Genomic DNA, 16,425 nt, shown 5'->3' with positions numbered 1-16,425 from the left:
CCCAGCCGGTGTGCAACACGCCGGCGTCGTCAAGGACCCCGGCGACCAGGTTGAATCCCGCGATCTGGGCGCCGAACCGGCTCCGCGGCGCGGCCAACACGTCGGCGGTACGGCCGACCTCGGCGACCCGGCCCGATTCGAGGACCAGCACGCGGTCGGCCAGCGCGAAGACGTCGAGCAGGTCGTGGGTGACCAGCACGGTGGTGCGGCCGGCGGCGCCGAGCACATCGCGCAACACCCTGCGCACCGCGGACGCCGCGCCGACGTCAAGACCGGACAGCGGCTCGTCGAGCAACAGCACCTCCGGTTCGGCGGCCAGGGCCCGCGCGATCGCGACCCGCTGCGCCTGTCCCCCGGACAGCTGGTGGGGCCGCCGCCCGGCCAGTCCCTCGGCGCCGACCGCTCGCAGCCACGGCGCCGCCACCGCATGCGCACCCGCCCGTCGCCATGGCGGGCGGTACCGGGGGCGCTGCGCGCCGAACGCCACGTTGGCCGCCACATTCAGGTGCGGAAACAGCAGCGGGTCCTGCAGCAGCAGACCGATCCGCCGCGCGAAGGTGGCCACCCGCACCCCGGCTCCGGTATCGGTCAAAATCCGGTCCCCCGCCCGCACCAGCCCGTCATCGGGCTGCACCAGACCCGCTATCACGTGCAGCAGCGTGGACTTTCCCGCCCCGTTGGGCCCCAGCACCGCCAGAATCTCGCCCGGCGCCAGATTCAGACGGACGTCCAGGCCGCGCTCGGGAACCACCGCCCGCACGGTGAGCCCCACCGCGTCGGCGCTCATCGGATGCGGCCCCACTGCCGGGCGCCCAGCACCCCCACCACCACTACGGCAACGGCCACCAACAACAGCGACATGGCCGCTGCGGCCTCCGCGTCGGACACCCGCTGCAGGTAGATGGCCAGCGGCAGGGTCCGGGTGACACCTTCGAGGGATCCGGCGAAGGTCAGCGTCGCCCCGAACTCTCCGAGGGAGCGAGCGAACGCCAACACCGATCCGGAGACCAGGCCGGGGGTCAACAGCGGCAGCGTGACGCGCCACCAGACGGCGCTGGGCCGGGCGCCCAACGTGGCCGCCACCAGCTCGTAATCGGCGCCGGCCGTCCGCGCCGCACCTTCGAGGGCGATCACCAGGAACGGCAGCGACACGAACGTCTGTGCCAGCACCACCGCGGTGGTGGTGAAGGCGATGTGGACCCCGGCCGCTTCCAGGTACCGGCCCAGCAGCCCCAGCCTGCCGAAGGCGTACAACAGCGCGATGCCACCCACCACCGGCGGCAAGACCAGCGGCAGCAGCACCAGCGGTCGCAGGATCCGCACCACCGCCGCGCGACTGCGCGCCAGCACCAAGGCCATCGGCACTCCCAGGAGCACGCACAGCACGGTGCTGGCCGCCGCTGTGCGCAGGCTCAGTTGCAGTGCCGTGGTGGCCGATGGGCTGCTGATCAGTGACCAGAAATGCGGCCAGTCGACTTTGACCGCGATCCCGGCCAGCGGCAACACCACGAATGCCGCGCCGAGGGCGGCGGGCACATAGACCCAGCGCGGCAGGTCATCAGGCCGGCCGACCATGCCGCTCAGGGCCTACCGAAACCGGCTGCGCGCAAGATCGTGCGTCCTGTCTCGCCGGTGACCAGATCCACGAAAGCGCGGGCCTGCCCCACATGGGATGTCTCCCGCAGCACGGCGATCGGATAGGTATTGACCGCCCTGGCGGCCTCGGGGAACTCCACGGTGGTCACCTTGTCCGCGGCGTGCTGCGCCTCGGTGCGGTACACGACACCGGCGTCGGCCTGTCCGGTGGTGACCTTGTTGAGGACGTCGGTGACCGAGGGTTCCTCGCTGACCGGATGCAGCGCGACCCCGGCGACCTCGGCGACGGTGCGGGTGGCCGCCCCGCAGGGCACCGGCACCTGGCACACCACCACGGACAGCCCGGGAGCGGCCAGGTCGGCCAAGGAGCCCACGGCATGCGGGTTGCCCGGCTCCGTCACGATCACCAGCGTGTTCGTGGCGAAGGGCACCGCCGCGCCGTCCAGCAGATCGGCCTGCGCGATGTTGTCCATCTGGGTGGTGTTGGCCGAGGCGAAGACGTCGGCGCGAGCGCCCTGCACCAGCTGGGTGGCTAGGTCGGATGACCCGGCGAAGTTGAAGGCAACCGTCACGCCCGGGTGATCGGCGCCGAACCGCGTGGCGAGCTCGATGAAGACCGGCTCCAGCGAAGCCGCGGCGAACACCGTGATCGACGACCCCGCGGGGCCGGAACTGCAGGCGGTCAGGCCCCCCACCAGCATGGCGGCCACCGCACCGCACACCGACCTGCAACGTCGCATAGCACGCAGCCTAACGGCGACAGCAAGCATGACGCGCCACCGCGACGTGGGTCGTTGCGCCCGCTGCACCGCACGCTGCCGGACTGTGGCCGGATTGTGTCTGTGCCGAGTTTCGGCACAGCACCACCAACCCGCTACTGTCCAGTAACATAGCTGCGAACACGAGGAGGACCTACCGATGGATGTGCTGGTCACCGGTGGTGACACCGAATTGGGTCGCGTCATCGCCGAAGGATTCAGCGAGGCCGGCCACAATGTGACGCTTGCCGGCCTGCGGAGCACCGAACTCGAGGTGGCCGCCAAGGAACTCGACGCCCAAGCCGTCGTCTGCGACACCACCGACCCGGCCAGCATGGTGCAGGCCCGCGGGCTGTTCCCACACCATCTCGACACCATCGTCCACGTCCCGGCGCCCCAGTGGCAGGGCGGCGATCCGCGCGGCTATTCGCTGGCCGATCAGGCCACCGCGTGGCGTAGCGCGCTCGACGCCACCGTGCTGTCCGCGGTGCTGACCGTCGGGACCGTCGGCGATCATCTGCGCTCGGGTGGATCCATCATTTCGGTGCTGCCGGAGAACCCGCCGGACGGCAGTGCCGAGGCCGCCGTCAAGGCCGCGCTGTCGAACTGGACCGCCGGGCAGGCCACCGCTTTCGGCACCCGCGGAATCACTGTCAACGTGGTCGCTGCCGGCGACGGCGCCCGGCCCGGCTATGACGGGCTGACCCGCGTGCCTCCGAGCGGCGCGGCCGAAATCGCCCGTCTTGCGGTGTTTTTGACCTCTCCAGCGGCTCGGCACATCACCGGCCAGACCCTGCATGTCGGCCGCGGAGCGTTGGCCTGCTTCGGCTGACCGCAACCGGAGTGGTTAATCCCACAACCAGCAGATGAGGTGACCGCCTTTTAGGTCGACTAGCGTATTAGTGGAACGCAGTCACCGTCGAGGAGCAACCGGATTCCCATGAGCGCCCAGCCTGAAGTCACTGCGCCGCAGAGCCGACGCCACCAGGTCGTCATCATCGGCTCAGGATTCGGTGGGTTGACCGCGGCCAAGAAACTCAAGCGCGCCGACGTCGACGTCAAGTTGATCGCCCGCACCACCCACCACCTGTTCCAGCCCCTGCTGTACCAGGTTGCGACCGGAATCCTCTCCGAGGGCGAAATCGCGCCGTCCACTCGCGTCGTGCTGCGCAAGCAGCGCAACGCGCAGGTGTTGCTCGGCGACGTCACCCACATCGACCTGGCGGGCAAGTTCGTCACCTCCGAGGTGCTCGGCCACACCTACGACACCCCGTTCGACAGCCTGATCATCGCTGCCGGCGCCGGGCAGTCCTACTTCGGCAACGACCATTTTGCCGAGTTCGCGCCCGGCATGAAGACCATCGACGACGCCCTGGAGTTGCGGGGCCGCATCCTGAGCGCCTTCGAGCAGGCGGAGCGGTCCCGGGACGCCGCCCGGCGAGAGAAGCTGCTGACCTTCACGGTGATCGGCGCCGGCCCCACCGGGGTGGAGATGGCCGGGCAGATCGCCGAACTGGCCAACTACACGCTCAAGGGCGCGTTCCGCAACATCGACTCCACCAAGGCGCGGGTGATCCTGCTGGACGCCGCTCCGGCCGTGCTGCCGCCGATGGGCGAGAAGCTGGGCCGCAAAGCCGCCGAGCGGCTGGAGAAGATGGGCGTGGAGATCCAGCTCGGCGCCATGGTGACCGATGTCGACCGCAACGGCCTGACCATCAAGGACTCCGACGGCGTCATCCGGCGGATCGAATCCCAGTGCAAGGTGTGGTCCGCCGGTGTCTCCGCCAGCCCGCTGGGCCGCGACCTGGCCGAGCAGTCCGCGGTGGAACTCGACCGCGCCGGCCGGGTCAAGGTGCTGCCCGACCTGTCCGTACCCGGTCACCCGAACGTGTTCGTGGTCGGCGACATGGCCGCCGTCGAGGGCGTTCCCGGGATGGCTCAGGGCGCTATCCAGGGCGCCAAGCACGTCGCGAGCACCATCAAGGCCGAACTGGGCGGCGCCAACCCCACCGACCGGGAACCCTTCCAGTACCTGGACAAGGGCTCCATGGCCACCGTGTCCCGGTTCTCCGCGGTCACCAAGATCGGCCCGCTGGAGTTCAGCGGCTTCCTGGCGTGGCTGGCCTGGCTGGGGCTGCACCTGATCTACCTGGTCGGGTTCAAGAACAAGGTCAGCACCCTGCTGTCCTGGAATGTCACATTCCTGAGCACCCGCCGGGGCCAGCTCACCATCACCGAGCAGCAGGCCTTCGCCCGCACGCGCCTCGAGCAGCTGGAAGTGCTGGCGGCTGAGGCGCAACGCGGCACCGAACGCGCGGTCAGCTAGCCGCGGTGGTCGCAAGCGCGGCGGAGCCGGGCGAAGCGGGCCGGCGCCATCGGCTCAGCGGTGGTCGCAAGCGCGGCGGAGCCGGGCGAACCGGGCCGGCGCCATCGGCTCAGCCGGCTTAGCTCGGCAGGTTCTGCAACCGGACCTGACCGCGCGCGACCACCCGGTCGTCGGCGTCGGTGATCGTCACCAGCCACAGCTGCTGACGCCGGCCGCGATGAATCGGAGTCGAGGCGGCGTAGACCGTCCCGGAGGAGACCGCCCGGAGAAAGTCGGTGTTGTTGTTGACCCCGACGACCGTAGCCATGGGTTCACCGCCATCGCGGTTGAGCCAGGCGTGTGCGGACACACTGGCCACACTTTCGATCATCGAGCAGTAAACACCGCCGTGCACGATGCCCGCCGGCTGGCACAGTTTGGGTTGCAGCTCCAGGCTGGCGCGCGCGCCGTCCGGCCCGACATCGGTGTAGACCAGGCCGATCTCGCTGTCGAACGGCGCGGAGAAGGTGGGCGGGAATCCGGTGGGAGCCATGTGATCGTTGTACACGACGGCGCCCCGGCGGCCCGTTCCCCTCCCGGCGGCTCCCAGCAGGCCCTCAGGTTGGGATACGACACGCGGTAGTAATTGAAGGTAGGCTTGCTCCGTTGCCCGGGGAGTTGATAACAGACATGGCGAAGCAGACCCATCTAGGGGACTTGGAACGAGCGGTGATGGACCACCTGTGGTCGTCGCCGGAGTCCCAGACGGTGCGCGAGGTCCATGAGGCGCTGTCGGCACAGCGCGAGTTGGCCTATACGACCGTGATGACGGTCCTGCAGCGGCTGGCCAAGAAGAATCTGGTGTCGCAGATCCGCGACGACCGCGCCCACCGCTACACACCGGTCCGCGGCCGCGACGAACTGGTCGCCGGCCTGATGGTCGAAGCCCTCGATCAGGCTGCCGACTCCGGCGACCGCCGGGCCGCGCTGGTGCATTTCGTCGAGCGCGTCGGCGTGGACGAAGCCCAGGCACTGCGGCGGGCGCTCGACGAACTCGAGGCCAAGGACCGCGGCCGCCTCCCCGGTGGCGGCCGACCCGCCTCCTGAGGGAGACTGGCAGCGTGTCCGCGCTGGCCTTTTCCCTTCTCGCGCTGTTGCTCATAGGTCCGTTTCCGGCCCTGTTGGCGCGCGCTGACTGGCCGCTACGCGCCCCGCGGGCCGCACTGGTGCTCTGGCAGGCCGTCGCCCTGGCCGCGGTGCTGTCGGCCTTCAGCGCGGGCCTGGCCACCGCGACCCGGCTGCTGATGCCGGGCCCGGACAGCCGGCCCACGTCGACGATCCTGGGCTCGCTGGACCGCCTGGGGTGGCCGCTGTGGACGTTCTACGTCGCGGTCTTCGCCCTGACGCTGATGGTGGGCCTGCGGCTGGCCTGGACCGTGCTGCGGGTCGCCATCCGCACCCGGCAGCGCCGCGCTCGCCACCGCATGCTCGTGGACCTGGTGGGCGTCACCGACCGGCCGCCCGCGGTGCGCACCAGCGGTCTGCGGATTCTGCAGGTGGTGCAGCCGTTCGCCTATTGCCTGCCCGGAGTGCGCAGCCGGGTGGTGCTCAGTTCGGGCACGCTCGAAGTGCTCACCGACACCGAGTTAGCCGCCCTGCTCTGCCACGAGCGGGCACACCTGCGTGCCCGGCACGACCTGGTGCTCGAGGCATTCACCGCCGTGCACACCGCCTTTCCCCGGTTCGTCCGCAGCGGCAGCGCGCTGGACGCGGTGCGGTTGCTGATCGAACTGCTGGCCGACGACGCCGCCGTTCGGGTGGCGGGCGCTCCTCCCCTGGCCCGGGCCCTGGTGACCTGTGCGTCGGCCAACGTCCCGGCCGGCGCACTGGCGGCCGGGGGCACCAACACGGTGTTGCGGGTCCAACGGTTGTCGGGGCGAGGCAACAGTCCGGCCCTGGCCGCTGCCGCCTATTCGGCCGCAGCAGGGGTGCTGACGGTGCCCACGGCGGCCCTGGCGGTACCGTGGCTGACCGAGCTGCACCGACTGATCGTGGGGTAACCCGCGCCGCCCCGAAAACCGGGCATCGCATTCACCAACCACCGAAAGGCGAACATATGAGCGCGTCGGACGTTGTCGGCACCGCCCAGATCGGCGTGACCGGACTGGCCGTCATGGGATCCAACATCGCGCGCAACTTCGCCCGGCACGGCTACACCGTGGCACTGCACAACCGTTCGGTCGCCAAAACCGACGCCCTGCTGGGGGCCCACGGGTCCGAGGGCAACTTCGTCCGCAGCGAGACGATTCCGGAATTCCTTGCCGCCCTTGAGAAGCCCCGCCGTGTGCTGATCATGGTCAAGGCCGGCGACGCCACCGACGCGGTTATCAACGAGCTCGCCGACGCCATGGAGCCCGGCGACATCATCATCGACGGCGGCAACGCGCTCTACACCGACACCATCCGGCGGGAGAAGGCGATGGCCGCGCGCGGCCTGCACTTCGTCGGGGCCGGTATCTCCGGCGGCGAGGAGGGCGCGCTGAACGGACCGTCGATCATGCCGGGCGGCCCCAAGGAGTCCTACGAGTCGCTGGGCCCGCTGCTGGAGGAGATCTCCGCCCACGTCGACGGGGTGCCCTGCTGCACCCACATCGGGCCCGACGGCGCCGGACACTTCGTGAAGATGGTGCACAACGGCATCGAATACTCCGACATGCAGCTGATCGGCGAGGCCTACCAGCTGCTGCGCGACGGTCTCGGGCTTTCCGCACCGCAGATCGCCGAGGTGTTCACCGACTGGAACGCCGGCGATTTGGACAGCTACCTGGTGGAGATCACCGCCGAGGTGCTGCGGCAGGTGGACGCCAAGACCGGTAAGCCGTTGGTGGATGTCATTGTCGACGAGGCCGAGCAGAAGGGCACCGGGCGCTGGACGGTGAAGTCCGCTTTGGACCTGGGAGTGCCCGTCACCGGCATCGCCGAGGCGGTGTTCGCCCGGGCGCTGTCTGGCTCGGTCGCCCAGCGCCGCGCCGCGGTGGGCCTGGCCGCCGGCACCCTGGGCGCGCGCCCGTCGGACGCGGCTCAGTTCACCGAAGACGTCCGTCAGGCTCTCTACGCCTCCAAGATCGTCGCTTATGCGCAGGGCTTCAACCAGATTCAGGCCGGCAGCGCCGAGTACGGCTGGAACGTCGCGCCCGGCGACCTCGCCACGATCTGGCGAGGCGGCTGCATCATCCGCGCCAAGTTCCTCAACCGGATCAAAGAGGCGTTCGACACCGATCCCGAGTTGGTGAGCCTGCTCGCCGCGCCGTATTTCCGCAGCGCGGTGGAGGACGCCATCGACTGCTGGCGCCGGGTGGTGGTGACCGCGACACAGCTGGGCATCCCCGTCCCGGGCTTCGCCTCGGCGCTGTCGTACTACGACGGGCTGCGGACCGAACGGCTGCCGGCCGCCCTGACCCAGGCCCAGCGCGACTTCTTCGGCGCCCACAGCTACGGCCGGGTGGATGCGCCGGGCAAGTACCACACCCTGTGGAGCGGCGACCGCAGTGAAGTGCCGGTCTAGGCGGGCTGAACCAGCAGCCGCAGTACCGCCTCGGTGAAGGCCTGCGGGTCCTCGATCTGCGGATAGTGGCCCAGCCCGGGCAACTCGACGACCTCGGCGGCGGGGCGTAGCTCGCGCAGCCCGTCCAGCACGTTGGTGGTCGCGACCGGGTCGCGCAGGCCCCACACGAAGCCCAGCGGTTTGGGCCAGTCCCGCACCGCGCCATGCCAGCGCTGCGCGTAGCGCACCCGTTCGTTGAGATAGGCCGAGAGCAGGTGCATGATCCGGTTTCCGCCGTTGTGCGCCAACAGCGCCCACTGCGCGGCGCCTTCCTCCGCACTCAGCGGATGGTCCGGGCTGAACAACCGGCCGAAGCCGCGGACGAAGCCGCGCTGATTGGGCAGCAGGGCCGCGATGGCCCCGATGGGGCTGCGCAGCAGCCTCTGGCTCGGCCGCAAGCTGGCCCGCTCCAGGATCACACTGCCGTTGGCCAACACCGCGCGACGCAGATCGAAGCTCAGCGTCCCGTCGATGTCGCGGGCCAGCAGTTCGGTGGTCACCGAGGTGCCCATGTCGTGACCGAGCAGCACCACCGGACCGGTGGTGTTCGATGCCACCACCTGCTCCACCAGGTCGGCCTGTTCGAACAGGCTGTAGCGGTGCGGTCGCGGCTTGTCCGACAGCCCGAACCCGAGGAAGTCCATGGTCAGCCAGGACCGGCCGGCCAGCCGCTGCACCATCGCGCGGTAGTCATACGAGCTGGACGGAAAACCATGCAGCAGTAGCACGGTCGGCCCGTCCCCCTCCCCTGACCGGACAAACACCCGCCCCGCGGCACCGGTCATCCAGCGGCCGCCGTCCTGCCACTCCCGCACACCGGCGGGCAACGCCGTATTCCTCATCGCGGTCATTCTGCGATACCTGCCGGACCGGCACCCGCAGATCGGCGAGCGACGCGCCGGACGCGTTCGCCGACCGTCAGGTGGTGCGCGTGCTCGCGCTGGCGGTAGCGTGGCTGACCGGACCGATACGCTGTGGCCCGGCGGGTGCCGGAGTCCGGCGCACGACGTGTGGAGGCGAACAGATGGGCTCGTCGGAACCCGATAATCCGGTGGTGGCAACCCGATGAGGTTTGCCAGTGGATACGACCCGTCCCACGACCTGACCTTCAACGACGTCTTCATCGTCCCCAACCGCTCGTCGGTCGATTCACGCCTCGACGTGGACCTGTCCACCCGTGACGGTTCGGGCACCACCATCCCGGTGGTGGTGGCCAACATGACCGCGGTGGCGGGGCGGCGGATGGCCGAGACGGTGGCCCGGCGGGGCGGGATCGTGGTGCTGCCGCAGGATCTGCCGCTCGACGCCGCCGGCCACACCGTGGCTTTCGTGAAAAGCCGCGACCTGGTCGCCGACACCCCGGTGGTGCTGTCCCCCGACGACTCGGTGGCCAACGCGATGGCGTTGATCCCCAAACGCGCCCATGGCGTCGCGGTGGTGGTGGTCGACGGCCGGCCGACCGGCTTGGTCACCAAGGCGTGCTGCGAGGGGGTGGATCGCTTCACCCGGGTTCGCGACGTCGCGGTGTCCGATCTGGTCGAGACACCGGTCGGCACCGATGCCCGCACGGTGTTCGACCTGTTGGAGCACGCGCCGGTCGGCGTGGCGGTCCTGACCCGTGCCGACGGCACCCTGGCCGGCGTGGTGACCCGCACCGGGGCGATCAGGACCGGGATCTACACCCCCGCCACCGACGCGGCCGGTCGGTTGCGCGTCGCCGCGGCGGTCGGCATCACCGGCGACGTCGCCGCCCGAGCCGCCGCGCTGCTGTCGGCCGGGGTGGATCTGCTGGTCATCGACACCGCCCACGGCCATCAGGAGAAGGCGATGCAGGCCATCCGCGCCGTCGCGGCCCTCAAGCCGGCGGTGCCACTGGTGGCCGGCAACGTGGTGTCGGCGCAGGGCACCCGCGACCTGATCGCCGCCGGAGCCGACATCGTCAAGGTCGGCGTCGGTCCCGGCGCCATGTGCACCACCCGCATGATGACCGGCGTGGGCCGCCCCCAGTTCTCGGCTGTCGTCGAATGCGCCGCCGCAGCAAGCGAACTCGGTGCCCATGTGTGGGCCGACGGCGGCGTTCGCCATCCCCGCGACGTCGCGCTGGCCCTGGCCGCGGGCGCGTCGAACGTGATGATCGGTTCCTGGTTCGCCGGCACCTACGAATCCCCCGGCGAGCTGATGTTCGATCGCGACGGCATGCCCTACAAGGAAAGCTACGGAATGGCGTCCAAGCGGGCGGTCGCCGCGCGCACCGTTGCCGACAGTGCGTTCGACCGCGCCCGCAAAGCACTGTTCGAGGAGGGCATTTCGACATCGCGCATGGCGGTGGACCCCGAGCGCGGCGGCGTCGAGGATCTGCTGGACCACATCACCTCCGGCCTGCGCAGCACCTGCACCTACGTCGGGGCCGCCAATCTCGCCGAGCTCCACGAGCGGGTGGTGCTCGGCGTGCAGTCGGCAGCGGGCTTCGCCGAGGGCCATCCGCTACCGTTCGGCTGGTGAGACCGATGGGCCCGGGCACACACCTAGGCTGCCGCGCACCGCACGGCGCGCGCGGCGGCGACGGCGCGGGGACGCCGCCGTGAGCCTCGCCGTCACACTGGCCAGCCTGCTGGCGTTCGCGGTCCTGACCCTGGGCACCGCGGTGTTCGTGGCCGCCGAGTTCTCCCTGACCACCCTGGAACGCAGCGTGGTGGACGCCAACGCCGCGCGTGGTGGCCGCCGCGACGCCTACATCCAAGACGCCCACCGCACGTTGTCCTTCCAGTTGTCCGGTGCGCAGTTGGGCATCTCGATCACCACGCTGGCCATGGGCTACCTGGCCGAACCGGTGCTGGCCCGGTGGCTGCGCCCCCCGCTGACGGCGGTGGGGCTGTCCGACCGGACGGCGTCGGGCGTCGCGCTGGTCGCGGCCCTGGTGATCGCGACGTCGGTGTCCATGGTCTTCGGCGAGCTGGTGCCCAAGAACCTGGCGGTGGCGCGACCGCTGCAGACCGCCCGGGCGACGGCCGGTCCCCAGCTGTTGTTCTCCCGGGTGTTCGCGATCGCGATCAAAGTGACCAACGGGACCGCGAACCGCATCCTGCGGCGGTTGGGGATCGAACCCGCCGACCGGCTGGCGTCGGCGCGTTCCGCGCGTGAGTTGGCTTCGCTGGTGCGCAATTCGGCGCGCAGCGGCGCGCTCGACCCCGCCACGGCCGCGTTGGTGGAGGGTTCGCTGCGGTTCGGAGCCCTGACCGCCGAAGAGCTGATGACACCGCGGTCCAAGATCGTGAGCCTGCAGGCCGGTGACAGCGTCGCCGATCTGGCCGCAGCCGCCATCGACACCGGTTTCTCGAAGTTTCCGGTGGTCGACGGCGACCTGGACGCCACGGTCGGCATCGTCCACGTCAAGCAGGTGCTGGCGGTGGCCGTCGCCGACCGGGCCTCGACTCCACTGCGGGCCGTGACCAAGCCGGTCGCGGTGGTGCCGTCGACCCTCGACGGTGACGCGGTGATGGAACAGATCGGGGCCAACGGCCAACAGGTGGCCATGGTCGTCGACGAATACGGCGGCACCGCCGGCATGGTCACCGTCGAGGACCTCATCGAAGAGATCGTCGGCGATGTCCGCGACGAGCACGACGATGCCACCCCGGACGTCGTGGCCGCCGGCGGCGGCTGGCAGGTCTCGGGACTGTTGCGGATCGACGAGGTGGCCGCCGCCACCGGCTACCGTGCGCCGGAAGGTTCCTACGAGACCATCGGCGGACTGGTGTTGCAGGAACTCGGTCACATCCCGGCGGTCGGCGAGACCGTCGAGCTGACCGCGTTCGAGCCCGACGAACTCTCCGCCCACCCGCCGCGCTGGCTGGCCCGGGTGGTCCGCATGGAGGGCCGCCGCATCGACCTGCTGGTGCTCACCCGACTGGGGCGTGCCGATGGCTGATCTGTTCAACATCGCGCTGACCGTGCTGCTGATCGCGGCCAACGCCTTCTTCGTCGCCGCCGAGTTCTCACTGATATCGGCACGACGCGACCGGCTCGAGGCGCTGGCCGAGCAGGGCAGGCAGAGCGCGGTCACGGTGATCCGGGCCGGTGAGCAGCTGTCCCGAATGCTGGCCGGGGCGCAGTTGGGCGTCACGGTGTGCTCGATCCTGCTCGGCCGGATCGGTGAGCCGACGGTCGCCTACCTGCTCGAGCCCGCATTCCGGCTGGCCGGAATCCCCGATGCGCTGCTGCACACGGTGGCGTTCATCGTCGCGTTGACGATCGTGGTGATGCTGCATCTGCTGTTCGGCGAGATGGTGCCCAAGAACATCGCCCTGGCAGGGCCCGAGACGGCGGCGATGCTGCTGATCCCGCCGTACCTGGTCTACATGGCGGCCGCCCGGCCCTTCATCGTCTTCTACAACTGGTGCGCCAACGTCACCCTGCGGGCCATGCGGATCGAGCCCAAGGATGAGCTGGAGATCACGGTGTCCACCGTCGAGTTGAGCGAGATGATCGCTGAATCGGTCTCGGCCGGACTGCTCGACCTCGAGGAGTACACCCGGTTGACGCGCGCCCTGCAGATCCGCACCCGGGTGCTGGCCGATGTAGCGCTGCCGATCGGCGACGTCCGTGCCGTGCCGGTGGCGGCCGCCGGCCAGGGCCCCACGGTGGCCGCGATCGAGCAGGCCTTCACCGCGACCGGTTACTCCCGGTTCCCGATCGTCGACCAGGGTGAATTCGTCGGCTACCTGCACATCAAGGACGTGTTGCTCAGTGAGACCTCGCCCGGGACCGGCGGCGGCGCCGTCGTCGACGTCACCGCCATTCGGCCGCTGCCGCGCGTCCCCGCCTCCCTGCCACTGGCCGATGCGCTGTCCCGGCTGCGCCGCAGCAACAGCCACTTGGCGCTGGCGGTCAACGACGCCGGTGCCGCGGTGGCCATGGTGACGCTGGAAGACCTCGTGCAGGACGTCGTCGGCACCGTCCGCGACGGGACGCACCGTGTTTGACCTGGCCGAACCGGCTCTGGAGGCGGTGCAGTGGCAGACCCGCGCCCAGGCCTACCGGCAGCGCCTGGACCACTTCCTGCCTCCGCTGCTGCAGCGGATCGCGACCGGCGACCCGGTGCCCGCTTTCCTGTTCAGCTACTACAGCCTGCGGCCGGCTCAGCTGCGCTGGTGGAACCCCGGTTACGGGGTGCGGCTGGCCGGGCCGGCGGCACTGCAGACCTACCGCGGGCGCCGCGGTTACGCGGCGCACGGCGGCGGGGTCGGTGTGGCCGCCGAGTACCTGCGTGAGCGCGCCGACACCGTGCGGTTCGTCGCACGCCTGCTGCGCGCCTCCGCGCAGCGGCCCGCGCAGCTCAACTGCTTCGGGCTGCACGAGTGGGCGATGGTGTATCGCCGCGCGGTGCACCAGTCCGTCCGGCACGAGCACGTTCCGCTACGGCTGCCCGCCGTGGAGGTGGACCGGATTGTCGAGGCAACACCGTTGCGCTGCACTCACTTCGACGCGTTCCGTTTCTTCACCCCCGCGGCAGCACCGCGCAATGCCGGGACGCCGACCCGGCCCACACAGATCGACTGGGAACAACCGGGCTGCCTGCACGCGAATATGGATCTCTACAAGTGGTGCTACAAGTTGGGGCCGCTGATCGAATCCGACCTGCTGCTGGACTGCCTGGCGCTGGCAGCGGCGGCGCGCGAAATCGACATGCGGGCCAGCCCGTATGACCTGAGCGACTACGGCTATGCGCCGATCACCATCGAAAACGCGGCGGGCCGCGCTGAATATGTCCGTCGCCAAGGTGAGATCGCCCAGCGCGCCGCACCGTTGCGGGCGACGCTGCTGGCCCGCTGCGAGCAGCTGATCGACAGATGCGAATAGCCTCGCTACCTGCCGGTAAGGTGGTAGATCGGCTAAGAGGGAGGAAATCATGACAGAACGGGTGTCGGTGGGCGGCTTACGGGTCGCACGCGTGCTGTATGACTTCATCACCGATGAGGCCCTGCCGGGCACCGGTGTCGACCCCGACAGCTTCTGGGCCGGCGTGGACAAGGTCGTCACCGATCTGACGCCCAAGAACCAGGAGCTGCTGGCACGTCGCGATGAACTGCAGGCCCAGATCGACAAATGGCATCGGCATCGGGTGATCGAACCGCTCGACACCGAGGCGTACCGGGCCTTCCTCACCGAGATCGGATACCTGCTGCCCGAACCCGAGGACTTCACGGTCACGACAGCCGGTGTCGACGATGAGATCGCGGTGCAGGCCGGCCCGCAGCTGGTGGTGCCGGTGCTCAACGCCCGGTTCGCGCTCAACGCCGCCAACGCACGCTGGGGATCGCTGTACGACGCGCTGTACGGAACCGACGTGATCAGCGAGGAGGACGGGGCGCACAAGGGCACGTCCTACAACCCGGTGCGCGGCGAGAAGGTGATCGCCTATGCCCGGAAGTTCCTCGAGCATGCCGTGCCGCTGACCACCGGCAGCTGGACCGAGGTCAAGAGCTTCGCGGTCAAAGACGCCGAGCTGGTGGTCACGCTGGCCGACGACGTGGCCACCACCGTCGGCGCGCCCACCGAGTTCATCGGCTACACCGGGGATGCCGAGACGCCGTCGTCGGTGCTGCTGTCCCACCACGGCCTGCGGGTCGAGATCCTGATCGACCCGGAGTCGCCGATCGGGTCCACCGACCCCGCCGGCATCAAAGACGTGGTGCTGGAGTCGGCGGTCACCACGATCATGGACTTCGAGGATTCGGTGGCCGCGGTGGATGCCGAGGACAAGGTGCTCGGTTACCGCAACTGGCTGGGCCTCAACCGCGGCGACCTGGCCGAGCAGGTCGATAAGGGCGGCGAGACCTTCACGCGCACCCTGGCCGCCGACCGCGAGTTCACCGCCCCGGACGGGGGCACGGTGACCCTGCCGGGCCGCAGCCTGATGTTCGTCCGCAACGTCGGTCACCTGATGACCAACGACGCCATCATCAACACCGCCGACGGCGAAAACACCGAGGTGTTCGAGGGTATCCAGGACGCGTTGTTCACCGGGCTCATCGCCGTGCACGGGCTGACCGCGTCCGAAGAGAACGGACCGCTGACCAACAGCCGCACCGGCTCGATCTACATCGTCAAACCGAAGATGCACGGACCGGACGAGGTGGCCTTCACCGCCGAGCTGTTCAGTCGGGTCGAAGATGTCCTGGGTCTGCCGCAGAAGACCCTCAAGATCGGCATCATGGACGAGGAGCGGCGCACCACGGTCAACCTGCGCGCGTGCATCAAAGCCGCCGCCGACCGGGTGGTGTTCATCAACACCGGCTTCCTGGACCGCACCGGCGACGAGATCCACACCTCGATGGAGGCCGGGCCCATGGTGCGCAAGGCCAACATGAAGTCCCAGCCGTGGATCCTGGCCTACGAGGACAACAACGTCGACGCGGGATTGGCCGCCGGACTTCCCGGCCACGCCCAGATCGGCAAGGGCATGTGGGCCATGACCGACCTGATGGCCGACATGGTGGCGCAGAAGATCGCCCACCCCCGCTCGGGGGCGAGCACCGCATGGGTGCCCTCGCCCACCGCCGCCACCCTGCACGCGATGCACTACCACCAGGTGGACGTCTTCGAGGTGCAGCGGGAACTGGCCGGAAAGCGGCGGGCAACGCTGGATCAGCTGCTGACCATCCCGCTCTCCGAAGGCCTGGCCTGGGCGCCCGACGAGATCCGCGAAGAGGTGGACAACAACTGCCAGTCGATCCTGGGCTACGTGGTGCGCTGGATCGACCAGGGCGTGGGCTGCTCGAAGGTCCCCGACATCCACGATGTGGCGCTGATGGAAGACCGTGCCACCCTGAGGATTTCGTCGCAGTTGCTGGCGAACTGGTTGCGGCACGGGGTGATCACCGCCGAAGACGTGCAGTCGAGCCTGGAGCGGATGGCCCCCGCGGTGGACCGCCAGAACGCCGGTGACGCCAGCTACCGGCCGATGGCACCGGACTTCGAATCCAGCATCGCCTTCGCGGCCGCCCGCGAGCTGATCCTGTCCGGGACCACTCAGCCCAACGGCTACACCGAGCCGATCCTGCACCGGCGCCGGCGGGAGTTCAAAGCCCAGGCCGGTGTCTGACCCGACACCGATCCGAATGACCGTGGCCGGACAACCGGCCAGGCGGAGAGGACGCAGC

General features: G+C 69.7%; 14 protein-coding genes and 1 pseudogene. 10 read left to right on the top strand and 5 right to left on the bottom strand.

The annotated features are described in order from the left end of the window. Positions 1–337 precede the first annotated feature (337 nt). The 3 genes and pseudogenes from G6N14_RS21455 to modA form a co-directional block, all read right to left on the bottom strand. Positions 338–721, bottom strand: a pseudogene (locus G6N14_RS21455) (ATP-binding cassette domain-containing protein); the annotation flags it as partial. A gap of 62 nt (positions 722–783) precedes the next feature. Then, positions 784–1,575 (bottom strand): ABC transporter permease, encoded by a 792-nt coding sequence (locus tag G6N14_RS07090; RefSeq protein WP_085136814.1) that lies wholly within the window; start codon positions 1,573–1,575, stop codon positions 784–786. A 5-nt stretch (positions 1,576–1,580) separates the two neighbouring features. Beyond that, complete coding sequence (modA, locus tag G6N14_RS07085) at positions 1,581–2,336, bottom strand: molybdate ABC transporter substrate-binding protein (RefSeq protein ID WP_085136815.1); 756 nt, start codon at positions 2,334–2,336, stop codon at positions 1,581–1,583. Positions 2,337–2,514: 178 nt separating this feature from the next. Here modA and G6N14_RS07080 point away from each other — a divergent pair, with 178 nt between their 5' ends. Together G6N14_RS07080 and G6N14_RS07075 are read left to right on the top strand one after the other, a co-directional pair. After that, positions 2,515–3,186 (top strand): SDR family oxidoreductase, encoded by a 672-nt coding sequence (locus tag G6N14_RS07080; RefSeq protein WP_085136816.1) that lies wholly within the window; start codon positions 2,515–2,517, stop codon positions 3,184–3,186. A 108-nt stretch (positions 3,187–3,294) separates the two neighbouring features. Continuing rightward, positions 3,295–4,680: a type II NADH:quinone oxidoreductase Ndh gene (locus tag G6N14_RS07075; protein ID WP_085136817.1), complete on the top strand. Its 1,386-nt coding sequence runs from the start codon at positions 3,295–3,297 to the stop codon at positions 4,678–4,680. 118 nt (positions 4,681–4,798) lie between these two features. On the opposite strand, the gene G6N14_RS07070 is transcribed toward G6N14_RS07075, so the two are convergent. After that, a complete protein-coding gene (locus G6N14_RS07070; RefSeq protein WP_046322394.1) occupies positions 4,799–5,212 on the bottom strand; it encodes a PaaI family thioesterase in 414 nt (137 codons plus the stop codon). A gap of 137 nt (positions 5,213–5,349) precedes the next feature. On the opposite strand from G6N14_RS07070, the gene G6N14_RS07065 reads away from it, so the two are divergent. From G6N14_RS07065 to gndA, 3 genes are read left to right on the top strand one after another with little or no spacing between them, the layout of a single operon-like run. After that, on the top strand, positions 5,350–5,766 hold the full coding sequence (locus G6N14_RS07065) for a BlaI/MecI/CopY family transcriptional regulator (RefSeq protein ID WP_085136818.1): 417 nt from the start codon (positions 5,350–5,352) through the stop codon (positions 5,764–5,766). A 14-nt stretch (positions 5,767–5,780) separates the two neighbouring features. Further along, positions 5,781–6,719: a M56 family metallopeptidase gene (locus G6N14_RS07060; RefSeq protein ID WP_085136819.1), complete on the top strand. Its 939-nt coding sequence runs from the start codon at positions 5,781–5,783 to the stop codon at positions 6,717–6,719. Between the two features lie 56 nt (positions 6,720–6,775). After that, the gene (gene gndA / locus G6N14_RS07055) at positions 6,776–8,224 is read left to right on the top strand and encodes an NADP-dependent phosphogluconate dehydrogenase (RefSeq protein WP_085136820.1); all 1,449 of its coding nucleotides are present in this window, start codon (positions 6,776–6,778) and stop codon (positions 8,222–8,224) included. Here the strand turns inward: gndA and G6N14_RS07050 are convergent. Beyond that, positions 8,221–9,114 carry an alpha/beta fold hydrolase gene (locus G6N14_RS07050; RefSeq protein ID WP_085136821.1) on the bottom strand — a complete coding sequence of 298 codons (894 nt, stop codon included), beginning with the start codon at positions 9,112–9,114 and terminating at the stop codon, positions 8,221–8,223. The two genes, gndA and G6N14_RS07050, sit on opposite strands and share 4 nt — an antisense overlap. Before the next feature lie 214 nt (positions 9,115–9,328). Here G6N14_RS07050 and G6N14_RS07045 point away from each other — a divergent pair, with 214 nt between their 5' ends. The 5 genes from G6N14_RS07045 (at position 9,329) to G6N14_RS07025 (ending at position 16,367) form a co-directional block, all read left to right on the top strand. Next, the gene (locus G6N14_RS07045) at positions 9,329–10,765 is read left to right on the top strand and encodes a GuaB1 family IMP dehydrogenase-related protein (protein WP_085136822.1); all 1,437 of its coding nucleotides are present in this window, start codon (positions 9,329–9,331) and stop codon (positions 10,763–10,765) included. Positions 10,766–10,844: 79 nt separating this feature from the next. Further along, on the top strand, positions 10,845–12,191 hold the full coding sequence (locus G6N14_RS07040; RefSeq protein WP_085136823.1) for a hemolysin family protein: 1,347 nt from the start codon (positions 10,845–10,847) through the stop codon (positions 12,189–12,191). Continuing rightward, on the top strand, positions 12,184–13,245 hold the full coding sequence (locus tag G6N14_RS07035; RefSeq protein ID WP_085136857.1) for a hemolysin family protein: 1,062 nt from the start codon (positions 12,184–12,186) through the stop codon (positions 13,243–13,245). Before G6N14_RS07040 ends, G6N14_RS07035 begins: the two co-directional genes overlap by 8 nt. Then, positions 13,238–14,122: a 3-methyladenine DNA glycosylase gene (locus G6N14_RS07030; protein ID WP_085136824.1), complete on the top strand. Its 885-nt coding sequence runs from the start codon at positions 13,238–13,240 to the stop codon at positions 14,120–14,122. Before G6N14_RS07035 ends, G6N14_RS07030 begins: the two co-directional genes overlap by 8 nt. A 49-nt stretch (positions 14,123–14,171) precedes the next feature. Next, positions 14,172–16,367: a malate synthase G gene (locus G6N14_RS07025; protein ID WP_085136825.1), complete on the top strand. Its 2,196-nt coding sequence runs from the start codon at positions 14,172–14,174 to the stop codon at positions 16,365–16,367. Positions 16,368–16,425 lie beyond the last annotated feature (58 nt).

Origin of the sequence: Mycolicibacter hiberniae (assembly GCF_010729485.1) — a bacterium.
Lineage (GTDB): Bacteria > Actinomycetota > Actinomycetes > Mycobacteriales > Mycobacteriaceae > Mycobacterium > Mycobacterium hiberniae.
This window is presented reverse-complemented; position numbering and strand designations above follow the sequence as displayed.